Below are 15,651 nucleotides of genomic sequence, written 5' to 3' on the forward strand. Positions count from 1 at the left end.
ACGACCGCTTGAACCCAAGCAGTACTTCGCTCTACGCTACTCCGAGTGCCTAGCTGTAGCAGGGATCGAGCCGTCGGTCGGCAGCGGTGGCGACAGCTACGACAACGCATTGGCGGAGACGATCAACGGCCTGTTCAAGGCGGAGGTCATCCACCGACGCGGACCCTGGCGCTCCTTCGAGGCGGTCGAGTACGCTATCCTGGAGTGGGTCGACTGGTACAACCACCGTCGCCTCCTCGCGCCGATCGGCAACGTCCCTCTCGCCGAGGCCGAGGCGCGCGATTATACCCACGTCGGCGACCAAGCCCTGGCCGCCTGACCCAAGCCAACAAGCCTCCGAAAAACCCGGAGCGGTTCACCGGCCGACCAGATCATCGCCTCGGTCAAGCGCTTCTGTCTCCGAACGGCTCAGCTCGACGACAGCGAAGCCGGTTCATCACCGAACTTCGGTGCCAAACATCTGGGCGTGATCGCGGGCGATTTCGCCTGACGGACCAAGGGTGATAAAGGGCTGCCCGATCGATCCCCAGACGCGACCACAGATGAAGATCACCCAAGCCTTTACGTTCGAGGCGGCCCACCGGCTGCCGAACGTGCCCGAGACCCATCGCTGCCACCGCATGCACGGCCATTCCTACCGGGTGGAGCTGACCCTCGACGGGCCGGTCGACCCCGAGACCGGCTGGGTGGTCGATTTCTTCGACGTCGAGGCCGCCTTCGGGCCGGTGCTCGAACGCCTCGACCATTACTGCCTCAACGAGGTGCCGGGCCTCGAGAATCCCACCGCCGAGCACATCGCGATCTGGATCTGGGAGAAGACCCGGCCGGCCCTGCCGCTCCTGTCCTCGGTCAAGGTGTTCGAGACGCCGATGTCGTGGGCGGAATATACCGGCGTGTGAGACACATTCGGCTTGATCCGTTCGGGCAACGCTCAAGCGCGGGTTTCCTTCTTTCGTGTGGAAGAGGAGAGGCGGGATTCCTCCTCGGGCGGAGTGATCAAGCAGAAATCGCACGACGCCTGACAGTCTGTCCGGGATCATCGTGAACTCTGACAGACCTTTCGCCTCATGATGCGGACGGAGGCAAGGCGCAGGAAAGCCAGCGCCTTGCGGGTGCGGAACTCCCAATGCTTGGCCAGTCGCCGACAGCGATTGAGCCAAGCGTCGTGCGCTCCACGGTCCAACGCTTGGGCAAGAACCTCGAACCCGACCGCCTGATCCGAGCGCTTGACGATCTCCACCGTCGCAGACCGGCACACCCGCTCCAAAGCTTCTCGAAACACGGCCCCTGATATCCGCCGCCTGCATACCGCTTCAGCAGGAACGGTTGGAGACCAAACAGCGCCGCCATCACCCACACTCCGCCGCCCTGATCTTCAATGTCGGCTGGATTGACCAGAGCATGCATCAATAATCCTTGCGAATCGACGAGGATGTGGCGCTTTTTGCTTTTGGTCTTCCTGCCAACATCATAGCCGAATTGGTCGATTGCGGCCCCGTTTTTCCACGCTCTTGACGCTCTGGCTGTCGATGATCGCGGCCTTTGGGCTGGCCTCGCGTCCTGCCTGCTCGTGCTCAACATCCCCGACCAGGGCGCCAACTGAGGGGAGGCATCACGCGCGCTCCTCCTCGTCCGCCTCCTTCCGCTCCTGCGCGACGTGCCAGCGGCTGCGCGGGGAATTCCGGCCCGCGGGCCAGCCCTCGCGCTGGCGCGTCCGGTCGCCATCGCTCTCCTCGGTCTGGTCGTGGAACAGCACTTGGCTGGTCGGGTACGGCAGGTCGATGCCGGCCGCGACGAGCGCGTCCTTCACGTTGGCAATCGCATGGTCGAGCGCGTCGACCGCGTCGCGCCGCCGGGGCGGGTCGATCCACAGCCTTGCCGTCATGTCGACGCCGGCGGCGCCCAGGCCCGTGACCAGGGCCTCGGGCGGCGGGTCGGCCAGCACGCCCTCGGTGCCCTTGAGCGCCTCGACGATGACCCGGCGTGCCTCGCGGATGTCGTCGCCGTTGCCGATGGTGAGCGGGAAGGCGAGGCGCCGCTTCTCGTGCGCGGTGATGACCGTGATCTTGTCGACGAACAGGCTGGCGTTCGGGATCAGCACCCGCTGGTTATCGTAGGTGCGCAGCACCGTGGCGCGCACCCAGACATCCTCGACCGTGCCTTCGTGCGAGCCTGCGCGGATCTGGTCGCCGATGACGAAGGGCCGCGTCAGCAGGATCAGGATGCCGGCGAGCAGGTTCTGGAGCACGTCGCGGAACGCGAAGCCGATGGCGACGCCGCCGATCCCGAGCAGATTGAACAGGTCGGCGGCCGAGACCGACGGAAAGGCGACCGAGGCGGCCACCAGGAACGCGACGAGGATGGTCACGCCGCCCGCGATGCGCCCGAGGACCGCGGCCGAACCCGGCGAGGCGTCACGGAGTGCGGCTGCTCGGCGCACGGCGGCGCGCACCAGTCGGGCGACGACAAGGCCGAGACCGAACAGGACGAGAGCGACGGCAAGCCCCGGCAGCAGCGCCGCTGCCGACCGACCCAGCCCTTCGAGGCGTCCGAGCGCTTCCGCGAAGATCATGCCTGACACCATCCCATGAAAAAGCCGCCGGAGGCGGTCGTGCCTGCCGGCGGCGCGTCGTCCCTCGCGGAATGATCGCGCGTGCGGTTAGCGGCGTGGGCCGCCGCTCGTCCCGCCGTATTGCTGCCCGCGGGCGCCACGCGACGGCATGGCGGCATTCCCGCGGCTGGCGGAGCCCTGCCGCATCCGGGAGCGCCGGTGCATGCGCACCTGCACGACGTCGACGCCGGCCGTGGGCGCCACGCCGGCGGCGATCACGGGCAGCGCCGCGGACGGCAGGGTGGACGCGGCCAGGCCGAGGCCGGCGAGAAACGCCGATGCGAGGATGGTCTTCTGCAAGGTGATGCTCCTTGTCCGGCCTGGACAGGTTTGCCGGACCCTTCGGGTGACGCGACCAGGAAACGTCCGCTCAACATGTCGGTTCGCGGTCGGCAACGCCCGAACCGCGATCGCGTTCAGGCGAATTCGACCATCGTCCGGGGGCGGCAGGACCGACGGGCGGCGCCATGCAGCAATCGCCTCGGATTGTCGTCCGGTGCCCACTCCGGCATGGCCCGTGCGGATGGTGCCGGGCCCGGTCAGGAACCAAGGCCATCCGAGGGGCTTGCAGGACGACGGGCCCGCGCGCGGGCATCAGACCGGGAGTTCCGCGAACCGATGACCGACCACCAACGTGCCCGCCGCGTGCGGAGCATCACCACCCTCCTCATCGGCGCGGTTGCCGGCCTCGGCACGACGACCGCCACCGTCGATCGGGCGGCGGCCCAGTCGGCAGCCAGCGCCATCGACCAGCCGACTGCCGGGACCCTGCCCTCCGGTACGTCGACGATCGAGGGCAATGGCAGGCCGCGCGACCGGGCCACCGGCCAAGTGGCGCCTCCGAGTGCGATCCAGGCGACCACGGACGTGATGCGATCCGAAGGCTCCGTGCAGGGCAAGGACGAGGGGGGCCGCACCGACCCGCTGAAGCACCTGCCGCGGGACATGCGCTGAACTCCCGCGAGTCCGCAGCGGCCACGATGCCGCTCCTCATCGGGGGACGACCGTGATTTCCATCCTCGATCTCGCGGCCCTGCTGCTGACGCTCTCGGCCCTGTTCGGTTGGCTCAACCGGAAGCTGCTGCATCTGCCGCACGCCGTCGGCCTGCTCGTCATGGGCCTCGCCGCCTCGGTCGCCCTCGTCATCCTCGATGTCGCCTTCCCCGAGCAGCACCTCTACGAGGACCTGACCCGTGTGCTCGGGCAGGTCGACTTCACCAAGGTGGTGATGGACGGCATGCTGGCCTTCCTGCTGTTTGCCGGTGCCATGAGCCTCGACCTCGGGGCCTTGCGCGACCGGGCGGGGGCCGTGGCGACGCTGGCGCTCGTCGGCACCCTCATCTCCACCGCAATCGTCGGCGGCGCCTTCTGGTTGGCGGCGGGCGCCCTCGGCCAGCCGCTGCCCCTTGCCTGGGCGCTGGTGTTCGGCGCCCTGATCAGCCCGACCGACCCGGTGGCGGTGCTGGCCACCCTCAAGAACGTGCGGGTGCCCGAGGCCCTGGAGGTCGAGATGCAGGGCGAGGCCCTGTTCAACGACGGCATCGGCATCGTGCTGTTCACGGTGCTCGTGGCCTTCGCCGCGGGCTCCGGCGGAGCGGCGACGAGTGCCGGCGGCGTCGCCAAGCTCCTCCTGCAGGAGGCGGGTGGCGGCCTGCTGCTCGGTGTCGTCACCGGCTACCTCGCCTACCGGGCCATGCGGGCCATCGACGACTTTCCCGTCGAGGTGCTGATCACCCTGGCGCTGGTCGCCGGCACCTACGCGCTCGCCCAGAAGCTGCACGCCAGCGGCCCGCTCGCCGTCGTGGCGGCCGGGCTCCTGGTGGGCGACCGCGCGCCGCGCGACGCGATGAGCGAGCGCACGCAGGGCTATGTCGAGTCCCTCTGGACGCTCATCGACGAAGTCCTGAATTCGGTGCTGTTCCTGCTCATCGGCCTGGAGGTGCTGGTTCTGCGCTTCGAGGCGAGCGGGTTGCTGCTCGCCGCCTGCGCCGTGCCCATCGTCCTCGTTGCCCGCCTCGTGGCGGTGTCCGCGCCGCTCCTGGCCTTCCGGTGGGGCGGCTATCTCAGCCCCCGCAACGTGCCGTTCCTGACCTGGGCGGGGGTGCGTGGCGGCATTTCCGTGGCCCTGGCACTGTCGTTGCCGGAGAGCGACGCCAAGTCCGTCGTGCTGGCCGCGACCTACGCGGTGGTCCTGTTCACCATCATCGTCCAGGGCCTCACGCTCGGCGCCGTCGCACGCCGGACGCTGAGGGACCTGCCGGAGGGCGACACTCCGTAAGTCCCCCGGCTTACGGCACGTCCGTGGTCTGGAGAGCTTCAGCACGCAAGCGCGATGGGTCGAGCACGGTCGTCCACGCGGCGTTCCGAGGCAACTTCGCTATCGCGACGATCCAGATTCGGCCTCGCTGGCATCGGGCAACTTGGCATCGGGCGGCCGGAGCCTGTCCCATGTCGACCTGGTGCGGTCTTGGGACGGATCATGAGCCGGGGGCTGGGTGACCACGTTCTGTGACGTCAGCTACGGAGACAAAACCGGACGAGGCGGGATGGCGTGGACGACCTTGAAGCGCGGTCGCCACGCAGGGTCGGCAACATTCCACGCATCCGGCATCCCGTAATGTTGCCGTAATGCGGAACCTCTACCGAGCCTCCCGACCACCACCGGAGGTGTCTCGTGCAGACGGAAATCGAGAAACCGGACGACACCTTCGAGGCAACGTCGCGGAAGGTGGACACCGACACCATAAAGTCGGGCCTGGATACGGATCTCCCTTGGGAGAATGACATCATCGCTCGTTTGATGAATTATGAAAATCGCGTAGGCCTGGAGCAGATGAGTTCCCCAACCCTGCAGGTCATCCTGTCGGAGAAACGCCTCCTCGGTAGATAGGAGCGAAGCGGCCGGCCGCCTCCTGAGCGGCAGCATCCGCCCCCGGGTGCGCCATCGCGGCCGCAATGGCGAAGGATGCCCGTCCGCACGGCCGGTTCACGCGGGCCTACAACGACGCGACCCGATGATGACGCAGGGAGGCCAATGGGCCGCCCTTCACATCCCCAATCTCGCCGAGCCGACGCTGCGCCAGCTGGTCTCGGACTGGTTCGCGGAACGCCTTCGTCGCCATCACGCGACGGGTGCCGGACACGACCTGGAACTCGTCCGACCCGCCACCGACGGCGCTTGGCTCGCCTGTCTCGTCCGCGACACGCCGAGCGAATCCGTGCCCGTCCTCGGCGGGTTCCCGTGAACGCCTCGTCGCCATGACCCTGGCCGGACCGGCAACGACTTCGAACGACGGCAACCCCTCACCCATGAGACAAACTTCAACGAACGGGTTCGCACCGGAAGCGGCCGACGACACCGCCTACGACGCACTCGCCACGGCCCACGTGTCCGTGGCGCGCATCCTCGGCCTTTTCAGGCCCTACAGGGGGCGGATCGCGCTCGTCCTCTTCCTGATCGCCCTGGCGTCGGCCGCCGGGCTTGCCTCCCCGTTCCTGCTCCGGGCAATCATCGACGAGGCCTTTCCGAAGGGCGACCTGCCGTTGCTGGCCGCCCTCTCCGGCAGCCTGGTCGCCCTTGCGGCGGTCGGCGCCGGCATCGGCGTGCTGCAAGTCCTCGTCACCGCAAAGGTCGGGCAGGCGATCATGCACGACCTCCGGATGGCGGTGTACACCCACCTCCAGTCGCTCTCGCTCGGGTTCTTCACGGCAACGCGCGCCGGCGACATCCAGTCCCGCATCGCCAACGACATCGGTGCCTTGCAGGCCCTGGTGACCCATACGGCCGGCGAGGCGACCAGGAACGCCAGCACGGTGGTCATGACGGCCGCCGCGATGCTGCTCCTGGATTGGCGGCTCGCCTTGCTCTCGTTCCTCGTCCTGCCGCTCGCGGCATGGATCAGCGACCGGGTCGGCCGGCAGCGCGAGGAGTTCACCTACGAACAGCAGGGACGGATCGCGGAGATGTCGTCGGCGGTGCAGGAATCCCTGTCCGTGTCCGGCATCGTCCTCGCCCGCACGATGGGACGCACCCGCGACCTGGCGCAACGCTTCGGCCGGGCGTCGCGCGAGGTGGCTTCGCTGGAGGTCCGGTCTCACACGGCGGGCCAGTGGCAGTGGTCGGTCATCGACCTGGTGCTTCAGGCCATGCCCGCCCTGACCCTGCTCCTCGGCGGCTGGCTGATGGCCTCGGGCACTGCCATGACCGTCGGCACGCTCGTGGCCATGATCGCCTTGCAGGAGCAACTCCTGTTCCCGCTCGAAGAGGTGCTGCGCTCGGGCGTCGAGGTCAGAAAGACGCGAGCCTTGTTCGCGCGCATCTTCGAGTACCTCGACGAGCCAACCGGGATCACCGAACGGCCCGATCCCGTCACGCTCGACCCGGCCACGGTCGCGGGCCACGTCAGGCTCGATCGCGTAGTGTTCTCGTATGACCGGGCGGGACCCGCCGCCATACGCGGCGTCACCATCGACATCCCGGCGGGCTCGCACACCGCCATCGTGGGTGCCACGGGATCGGGCAAGTCCACGCTCGGCTACCTGATCGCCCGCCTCTACGACGTGGATGCCGGAGCCGTGCTCTACGATGGCGTCGACGTCCGTGATTTGAGCCTACGCTCGCTCACGGACATCCTGGGGGTGGTCACGCAGGACCCCTACCTGCTCCATGCCAGCGTCGCCGAGAACCTGCGCTTCGCCCGGCCGGACGCCAGCGACGAGGACCTGTTCGCGGCCGCGCGGACGGCGCAGGTGCACGACCTGCTCGCGGCCCTGCCCGACGGGTACGATACCGTGGTCGGCGAGCGGGGACACCGCTTCTCCGGCGGCGAGAAGCAGCGCCTGTCCCTCGCCCGAACCATCCTGCGCGATCCGCGCGTGCTGCTGCTCGACGAGGCGACGAGCGCGCTCGACACCGCGACGGAGCTGGCGATGACCCGTGCCCTCGACCGACCCGGCAGGACCCGCACGACCATCACCATCGCGCACCGGCTCTCCACCGTTCGCCGGGCCGATCAGATCATCGTTCTCGACAGGGGAGCGGTGGTCGAGCACGGGACGCACCAGGAGCTGCTGGGCCGCAGCGGCGCCTATGCTCGTCTCGTCCGCACGGCGGCTTGACAATCCGGACCAGCCGGACCCGTCCTGCTGGGATGTCGGCCCGGACGCTCGTCAGTACGTCGGCCGGCGGGTCGCCGCCCTCACTCCTTGGAGGTCCAACCGTCTTGCGAGTCCTGGTCGTAGAGGATGACCCGCAACTGAGCGCATGGCTCAAGACCACGCTCTCGGAAGCGCTCGGGCACGCCGACGTCGTCGGCACCCTCGACGAGGCGCTTGCCGCCGTCAGCGTCCAGCCGTTCGATCTCGTCGTCCTGGACCGCAGGCTGCCGGACGGCGACGGCATCACGCTGGTGACTCGCCTGGCGGAACTCAGGCCGCGGCCCGGGCTGTTGATGCTGACCGCGTTCGACGATCCGCGGGAGATCGCCCGAGCCCTCGACGCCGGAGCCGACGATTACGTGCCGAAGCCGTTCGAGCCGGTCGAACTCGTCGCCCGCGCGAGGGCCGTGATCCGCCGGCTCCAGGTCGACAGAAACGGCGTGCTGAGGATCGGCAACCTGTCCTTCGACACGGCCGCACGCTCGGTCAGCATCGATGGTCACCCCATCCCGGTCCCCCGCCGGGAACTCGCGTTGCTCGAAGCCCTCATCCGCCGGGCCGGGCAGGTCGCCATGCGGGAGGCGCTCGAAGCCGCGGCCTACGGCTTCGACGACGAGATCCAGTCCAATGCCCTCGACGCCCACATCTCACGCCTGCGGAAGCGGTTGCGGGCCGCCGACTGCTCCGTGGCGATCAAGCCGCTCCGGGGCCTGGGCTACATGCTGGAGGCCGGCTGATGCCGCATGGGCAGCCGTCCATCGCCCGGCTCGCCGCCGTCCTGCTCAGCCTCGTCGTCGCCGCCACCATCCTGTGCACCTGGACACTGGTCATCGCCCTGCAGGGCGATGATGGTCTCCTGGCGCAGTATGATGCGGCGAGGGCGATCAAGGGGGCCCTCTCGCGCGACGGGGGCGGGGCGCCGGTCGTGTCGTCGACAGGCGACCTCGACGGGATCAAGCGCACCTTCCCTGGCCTCTGGTACGTCGTGACGACGAAGGGAGGGACGTTGCAATACGGCGCCGTGCCGGCATCGATCCGGGACGGCGACATCGCGGCTCCAGGCGGGCCGGACATCCCGGAAAGCGGCGATGCCCTGCGTTTGACCAACGCGACCCTCGTGACGCGCCTTGGAGGGGAACTCGTGCGGATACAGGTCGGCGGTGCCGCCTACACCCCCGCACAAGCCGCGCTGACCAGCCTGCGCGACGTGAACTACACGGCCATCCCCGTCCTGGCCGTGGTCGTCGCGACCATCCTGGTCGCTCTCTTCACCGTCCCCGCCCTGATCGCGCGACCCGTGCGCCGGGTCTCACGCTCGGCGGAGCGCATCGACGGCGGGTCCGACGGCATTCGCCTGCCGTTGAGCGAGGCCCCACGGGAACTCGTCCCGATGGTGGCCGCCTTCAATCGCGCGCTGGAGCGCATCGACGTGGCCTCGGCCACGCAGCGCCGGTTCCTGTCGAACGCGGCCCACGAGCTCCGGACCCCGCTGACCCGGGTCCGGACCGGCCTGGAGCGGGTGGAGGACCCGCAGCTGCGCCGGGTGCTCGTGGCGGATATCCAGTCGCTGTCGTCCACCGTCACGATGCTGCTCCAGATCGCGCGGCTGTCCTCGAACAGCCCGGAGATGCGCAGGTTCGACCTCGTGGCGACGGTTCGCGCCGTGACCGCGGAGCATGTCCCGGCGGCGCTGGCGGCCGGCGTGGACATCGCGTTCTCCTCGGAGGGCGACGCCGTCTTCGTCACCGGTTCGGACACGGCCGCAGGCATGGCCGTCGGCAATCTCGTCCGCAACGCGCTTCAGCACGCCCGCGCCGACAGGAGCATCCTGGTCGACGTTCGCGCGCCCGGGACCGTTCGCGTCATCGACCACGGCGGGGGGGTCGAGGTTCGCGACCGGGCGGAGATGCTGCGACCGTTCGTTCGTGGCGAGGCGAGTGACGGCACGGGCCTCGGGCTCGCCCTCGTCGCGCAAGTCATGGCCCTACACGGCGGACGCGTCGCGATGGAGGAGACGCCCGGCGGCGGCTTGACGGTCGTACTGACCTTCCGGGGCACCGATGCGTGAGCCTGTCGAAGCTCGTCAACAGCCTCAAAGGCGTGTTGAGCCGCAAGCTCAGAGACATGCGTCCCGGGATCACCGGACGCTACCACCAAGGCGTTCTCTGGTCGCCGTCGTATTTCGTGGCGTCCTGTGGCGGCGCTCCGCTCTCTGTGGTCGCCCAATACGTCCGACAGCAACGGGAGAATGCGCGGGCTCCCCGGCCTGAAGGCCGGGGCTTCTAGGAGGGTTTGATGACCACCGCCATGGACGGCGATGGCGGCGCGTAATGCTGCGGCAACCTCGGCCGCTAAGGTCGCTTCAGGTTCTCCCCACGCCTGAGGCGCCTAACGTGCCCAAGACAATCATCCCCAAGACAATCATCGTCCTTGCGGCCTCGCTCGTCGCGTTCTCGTCCGTGCTCCCCGGCGCACAGGCCCGTGGCCGGGGAGAAGCGTTCGCGGCAGGCATTGTCGGCGGCCTCGCGGTGGGTGCGCTCGCCGGAGCCGCCGCGCGGGTGGAGCCGGTCTACGGTCACGGCGACGATGACGCCCCGGAATACGACCCGCCGCATTGCGACCACGTCTACCATCGACGGATCATCATGCGGGAATACGAAGAACCCTTCTGGGAGCCGTCCCCCTACGACTCCTGGCACGACTGAGCCTTTCCGCCGCCCCGATCCCCGCCAACGCCCGCACCGGGAATAGCGGTGGTCCGGTGGATGCTCGCCCCGCCCCGCGACCGCGGGAGGCCCACGGCACGGCGCCGGCAGCATCGAAGCCTCGCATCGCACCGAAAACGGCCGCGAGGCGCATTCCCGGCTTGCCCGGCGTCGAGCGAATGGCGCTGCCTCAAGGACTACCAACGATGCGGTTTCTCAAATCAAGCGCCCGCTCGGTCATGACATGCTGCGTCCTGGCCGCGGCGAGTTTCGGGCAATCCGGCGCAATGGCGGCGTCGTCCGAACCCGCCGGCGTGGCATCCATGGATGGCAAGGCCGGGGAAGGTCCACTGGACGCGCTTGAGCGCTCGTGGTCGGCCCTGCTCGCATCGCTCGACGCATCCGTGGCCGGGGCACCGTCGTTCGGGCCGGTCCTGGTCTTCTCGAAAGCCCCTTGTCCGAGAAGCGCCGACGGAACGTCGTCGGATTGTGGCTTTGCAGCCGATCACCTCTGCCGCGGGGTGGGTCGAACGACGGGAATCTCCTTCGATCAAACGACGGCACGAAGCTGCCGAGGCGGTATCGCGTCGCCAACCGGCAGATTGTCCGCGTTCTGCAAGCCGTCAGCCTGGATCAACCATGCCCTGTGCTGGTGACGCACCTGCGATGTCAGGCAACGCCCTCCCGTGCCCGCTCGTCCGGACCGATGTGCCGGCGCCTTTCGCATCGGGCGCATGCGGTCACCGCGGTCGGGCAACGGCACCGGTCCGTTCGACAGTCATTCCTGCCCGGCACCAGACCGGACCCTCCTACGGAGCCACGCGGAGCGGAGGATGGCGGACAGGCGCCCTGGCCGCAGCCGGCCTGATCGTGCTTGCCGCGACCGGGTGCAAGCCGGTCGAGGGGACCCCAGCCGCTACCGCCGCGGATGACCGCCCCTTGGTGGTCTCGACGGTCACCGCGATGCCCGTCAGCGTACCGCAGGCCGTCGACTTGCCGGGTCGTGTGAACCCGACGCGGGTCGCCGAGGTCCGGGCCCAGGTCGCCGGCATCATCCGGGAGCGCGCCTTCGAGGAAGGCAGCTTCGTGAGACAGGGCGACGTCCTGTTCCGCATCGACCCCGCCGTCTACCGGGCCGAGGTCGACGCCAAGGCCGCGGCGCTCGACCGGGCCGAGGCGACGCGGATGCAGGCGCTGCGGCAATCCGAGCGGACCGAGACGCTGGTGGAACGCCAGGCCGCCAGCGCCGCCCAGCACGACATCGCGACCGCTGCCCTGCGCCAGGCCGACGCCGATGTCGCGAGCGCGAAGGCGCACCTTGCCCGAGCCCGGATCGACCTCGACTACGCCACCGTGCGTGCGCCCATCGCCGGCCGCATCGGCCGCGCCCTCGTCACCGAGGGGAGCCTGGTCAGCCAGGGCGAGGCGACCAAGCTGGCGGTGATTCAGCAGGTCGATCCGATCTATGCCGACGTCAACGCTCCCGCCGCCGATGCCGGCCGGCTTGCCGGGCGAGCCTCGGGGCAGGAAGAGACGGAGGTGCGCCTCGTCCTGCCGGACGGCTCGCTCCATCCTGACGCCGGACGGCTGCTGTTCACGGACCTGGGCGTCGACCCCGGCACCGGGCAGGTCTCCCTGCGGGCCACCTTCCCCAACCCGAAGGCCACGCTGCGGCCTGGCAGCTATGTCCGCATCCGCATCGCGCAGGGCACGCTGCCGGGTGCGGTCATCGTCCCGGCGCAAGCCATCCAGCGCTCGAGCGCCGGCGTGGCCCAGGTCTTCGTGGTCGCCGAGAACGGAACGGCAGCGCTGCGCCCCGTCCGGACCGGGGCCCTGACGGACGGCGGCTGGATCGTCGAGGACGGCCTGAAGGCCGGCGAGACCGTCGTCGTCGAAGGCTTCCAGAGGTTGCAGCCCGGCATGCCGGTCAACCCGTCACCCTGGCAGGCATCCCGGACGGCCTCCGCCTCGGTGAAGCCCTGACCGCCGGGACCGGATTGCCAGGATCGCACCACCATGACCCGCTTCTTCATCGAGCGCCCGATCTTCGCCTGGGTGATCTCCATCTTCATCATGCTGGCGGGAGCCATCTCCATCGCGTTCCTGCCAGTCTCGCAGTATCCGGACGTCGCCCCGGTCACGATCCAGGTGACGGCGAGCTACCCGGGCGCCCCGCCGGAGCGGCTCTACGACGGCGTCACCCGCATCATCGAGGAGGAGCTCAACGGCATTCCCGGGCTGATGTCCTTCGAGAGCACCAGCGACACGTCCGGCACGGCTTCGATCACGGCCTCGTTCGCGCCGGGCTCGGACCCGTCGAAGGCGACGGTCGCGGTGCAGAACCGGATCAAGCGCGTCGAGGCGCGCCTGCCCCGCGCGGTGACCCAGCAGGGCGTCGTCGTCGAGGAGGCCAGCACCAGCTTCCTGCAGTTCGTCACCGTGTCCTCGAGGGACGGCTCTCTGAGCGAGACCGATCTCGGCGACCTCGCCGCCCGCCGCCTCCTTGGCGAGCTGCGGCGCGTGCCGGGCGTCGGGCGCGCCACCCTGTTCTCGTCCGAGAAGGCGCTGCGCATCTGGATCGACCCGGTCAAGCTCGTCGGCCTCGGCCTGACGCCGGGCGACGTCACCGCCGCGGTTCAGGCGCAGAACGCCCAGGTCGCCTCCGGCATCGTCGGCGCACAGCCGGCGCGGAAGGGACAGCGCATCGCCGCCAACGTGCTGGTGAAGGGTCAGCTGACCACGACCGCCGAGTTCGGCGAGATCGTGCTGCGTGCCAACCCCGACGGTTCGCTGGTGCGCCTGCGCGACGTTGCCGAGATCGAGCTCGGCAGCCAGTCCTACGGGATGCAGACCCGTCTCGATGGTCGCGCAGCCGCCGGCATCGGCATCCAGCTCGCCCCGGGGGCAAACGCCATCGCCGCCGCCAGCGGCGTCAAGGCGAAGCTCGCCCAGCTCCAGCGCACGCTGCCGGCCAACGTGAGCGTGACGGTCCCCTACGACACCACGCCCTTCGTCGAGGTGTCGATCAAGAAGGTGCTGATGACGCTGGCCGAGGCGATGGTGCTCGTCTTCGCGGTGATGTTCCTGTTCCTCCAGAACGTCCGCTATACCCTGATCCCGACCATCGTCGTGCCGGTGGCGCTGCTCGGCACCTGCGGCGTGCTGCTGGTCGCTGGTTTCTCGGTCAACGTGCTGACGATGTTCGGCATGGTGCTGGCCATCGGCATCCTGGTCGACGACGCCATCGTGGTGGTCGAGAACGTCGAGCGGATCATGTCCGAGGAAGGACTGTCCCCGAAGGCGGCGACCGCCAAGGCGATGGGCCAGATCACCGGCGCCATCGTCGGCATCACCTCGGTGCTGGTGGCGGTGTTCGTGCCGCTCGCCTTCTTTCCCGGCTCGGTCGGGGTGATCTACCGCCAGTTCGCGGTCAGCATGGCGACTTCCATCACCTTCTCGGCCTTCCTGGCGCTCTCGCTCACACCCGCCCTCTGCGCCACCCTGCTCAAGCCCGTCGAGGGCGGCCACGGCCATGCCAAGGGCGGCTTCCTTGGCGGGTTCAACCGCCGCTTCCGGTCCGGCACGCTGGTCTATCGCTCGGGCGTCGCGGGCGTGCTGCGCCGGCCGGTGCGGGCGCTCCTCGTCTACGCCATGCTGGTGGCTGCGCTCGGATGGGGGTATCTCCGCATGCCGTCGAGCTTCCTGCCCGTCGAGGACCAAGGCTACCTCATCGTCGACGCCCAGACCCCGCCGGAATCGGCTATCGAGCGCACGCTCGACGTGGCCAAGCGCATCGAGGCGCACTTCGCGTCCGAGCCCGGCGTCGACAACCAGACCATGCTGCTCGGGTTCGGCTTCTCGGGCCAGGGGCAGAACGCGGCGCTCAACTTCGTCGGGCTGAAGCCCTGGGGCGAGCGCGGGCTGAACGACGGCGCCGACGCCATTGCGGTCCGCGCCAACGCCGCGCTCGGTGGCCTGCCGGACGCCGTCGCGATGTCGCTGTCGCCGCCGGCCATCGACTCACTCGGCAATTCCAGCGGCTTTTCGTTCCGCCTGCAGGACAAGGGCCAGCAGGGCCATGCGGCGCTGGCCGCCGCGCGAGACCAGCTGCTCAAGGCGGCGAGCCAGAGCCCGATCCTCCAAGGCGTCTACGTCGAGGGATTGCCGACCGCGCCGCAGATCGAGCTGATCCTCGACCGGCAGAAGGCGAACGCCCTCGGCGTCACCTTCGCCGACATCAATGACGCGCTCTCGACCAGCCTCGGCTCGGCCTATGTCAACGATTTCCCGAACCAGGCGCGCATGCAGCGGGTCATCGTCCAGGCCGAGGCGGCTCGGCGCATGAAACCCGAGGACTTGCTCGACCTGCACATGCGCAACGCGAAGGGGCAGATGGTGCCGCTGCGATCCTTCGCCCGGGTCGAGTGGACGATGGGCCCGTCGCAGGTGGTCGGCTTCGACGGCTACCCGAGCATCAAGATCTCCGGCAGCGCCGCGCCGGGCCATGCCAGCGGCGACGCCATGGCGGAGATGGAGCGGCTCGCCGGACAGTTGCCGCCGGGCTTCGGTTTCGCCTGGACGGGGCAGTCGCTGCAGGAGAAGCTCTCGGGCTCGCAGGCCGTCTACCTGCTCGCGCTGGCGCTGTTCTGCGTGTTCCTCTGCCTTGCGGCACTCTACGAGAGCTGGTCGATCCCGCTCGCCGTCCTGCTCGTGGTGCCGACCGGCGTGGTCGGGGCGGTCTTCGCGATGCTCCTGCGGGATCTGCCCAACGACGTCTACTTCAAGGTCGGCCTGATCACGGTGATCGGCCTGACGGCGAAGAACGCCGTCCTCATCATCGAGGTGGCCAAGGACCTCGTCGCGCAGGGCCGGTCCGTTCGCGAGGCGGCGCTGGCGGCCTGCGAGCTGCGCTTCCGGCCCATCGTGATGACCTCGCTCGCCTTTATCCTCGGCGTGGTGCCCCTCGCCTTCGCCAGTGGTGCCAGCATGAACAGCCAGCGGGCCATCGGCACCGGCGTGCTCGGCGGCATGATCACGGCGACCGTCCTGGCGGTGTTCGTCACGCCGCTGTTCTACGTGCTGATCGCCAGAGCTTCCCATGCGCGCAAGCCTGATGGGGAGACGGGAGGGGCGTCCCGCGTCGGCATACCCGCGCAACACGGCGTCCACACGGCCTGA

General features: G+C 69.2%; 14 protein-coding genes and 2 pseudogenes. 13 read left to right on the forward strand and 3 right to left on the reverse strand.

Annotated features, from left to right (window positions below; all coding sequences use genetic code 11):
- The coding region (locus tag VP06_RS11070) for an integrase core domain-containing protein (protein WP_048463898.1) at positions 1–319 on the forward strand (319 nt) is incomplete at its 5' end.
- A 223-nt stretch (positions 320–542) separates the two neighbouring features.
- A complete protein-coding gene (gene queD / locus VP06_RS11075; RefSeq protein ID WP_048463825.1) occupies positions 543–899 on the forward strand; it encodes a 6-carboxytetrahydropterin synthase QueD in 357 nt (118 codons plus the stop codon).
- A 137-nt stretch (positions 900–1,036) separates the two neighbouring features.
- Here the strand turns inward: queD and VP06_RS38065 are convergent.
- From VP06_RS38065 to VP06_RS11085, 3 genes and pseudogenes are all read right to left on the reverse strand, one after another.
- A pseudogene (locus tag VP06_RS38065) lies at positions 1,037–1,570 on the reverse strand (transposase); the annotation flags it as partial.
- Positions 1,571–1,612: 42 nt separating this feature from the next.
- Entirely contained in the window at positions 1,613–2,572 is a 960-nt protein-coding gene (locus VP06_RS11080; RefSeq protein WP_048463826.1) for a mechanosensitive ion channel family protein, read from the reverse strand.
- An 87-nt stretch (positions 2,573–2,659) separates the two neighbouring features.
- On the reverse strand, positions 2,660–2,911 hold the full coding sequence (locus tag VP06_RS11085; RefSeq protein ID WP_048463827.1) for a hypothetical protein: 252 nt from the start codon (positions 2,909–2,911) through the stop codon (positions 2,660–2,662).
- Between the two features lie 318 nt (positions 2,912–3,229).
- Here VP06_RS11085 and VP06_RS11090 point away from each other — a divergent pair, with 318 nt between their 5' ends.
- The 11 genes and pseudogenes from VP06_RS11090 to VP06_RS11135 all read left to right on the forward strand — a co-directional run bounded on the left by VP06_RS11090 (position 3,230) and on the right by VP06_RS11135 (position 15,651).
- Positions 3,230–3,565, forward strand: a complete 336-nt coding sequence (locus tag VP06_RS11090) for a hypothetical protein (protein WP_063928377.1) — start codon at positions 3,230–3,232, stop codon at positions 3,563–3,565.
- Positions 3,566–3,617: 52 nt separating this feature from the next.
- Positions 3,618–4,889, forward strand: a complete 1,272-nt coding sequence (locus tag VP06_RS11095) for a cation:proton antiporter (protein WP_048463828.1) — start codon at positions 3,618–3,620, stop codon at positions 4,887–4,889.
- A 396-nt stretch (positions 4,890–5,285) separates the two neighbouring features.
- Complete coding sequence (locus VP06_RS11100) at positions 5,286–5,501, forward strand: hypothetical protein (protein ID WP_048463829.1); 216 nt, start codon at positions 5,286–5,288, stop codon at positions 5,499–5,501.
- Positions 5,502–5,625: 124 nt separating this feature from the next.
- Complete coding sequence (locus VP06_RS34830; RefSeq protein ID WP_053081707.1) at positions 5,626–5,856, forward strand: hypothetical protein; 231 nt, start codon at positions 5,626–5,628, stop codon at positions 5,854–5,856.
- A 64-nt stretch (positions 5,857–5,920) separates the two neighbouring features.
- Positions 5,921–7,729: an ABC transporter ATP-binding protein gene (locus tag VP06_RS11110; protein WP_048463830.1), complete on the forward strand. Its 1,809-nt coding sequence runs from the start codon at positions 5,921–5,923 to the stop codon at positions 7,727–7,729.
- A gap of 104 nt (positions 7,730–7,833) precedes the next feature.
- Positions 7,834–8,505, forward strand: a complete 672-nt coding sequence (locus VP06_RS11115) for a response regulator transcription factor (RefSeq protein ID WP_048463831.1) — start codon at positions 7,834–7,836, stop codon at positions 8,503–8,505.
- 653 nt (positions 8,506–9,158) lie between these two features.
- Positions 9,159–9,836, forward strand: a complete 678-nt coding sequence (locus VP06_RS38070; RefSeq protein WP_245291147.1) for a sensor histidine kinase — start codon at positions 9,159–9,161, stop codon at positions 9,834–9,836.
- A pseudogene (locus tag VP06_RS34835) lies at positions 9,833–10,054 on the forward strand (transposase); the annotation flags it as partial. The gene VP06_RS38070 and the pseudogene VP06_RS34835, both read left to right, overlap by 4 nt.
- A 107-nt stretch (positions 10,055–10,161) precedes the next feature.
- A complete protein-coding gene (locus VP06_RS11125) occupies positions 10,162–10,473 on the forward strand; it encodes a hypothetical protein (RefSeq protein WP_053081712.1) in 312 nt (103 codons plus the stop codon).
- Between the two features lie 963 nt (positions 10,474–11,436).
- Positions 11,437–12,456, forward strand: a complete 1,020-nt coding sequence (locus VP06_RS11130; RefSeq protein WP_245291148.1) for an efflux RND transporter periplasmic adaptor subunit — start codon at positions 11,437–11,439, stop codon at positions 12,454–12,456.
- Between the two features lie 33 nt (positions 12,457–12,489).
- Complete coding sequence (locus VP06_RS11135) at positions 12,490–15,651, forward strand: efflux RND transporter permease subunit (protein WP_048463832.1); 3,162 nt, start codon at positions 12,490–12,492, stop codon at positions 15,649–15,651.

The sequence above is a fragment of the Methylobacterium aquaticum genome, assembly GCF_001043915.1.
Taxonomy (GTDB): Bacteria; Pseudomonadota; Alphaproteobacteria; order Rhizobiales; family Beijerinckiaceae; genus Methylobacterium; species Methylobacterium aquaticum.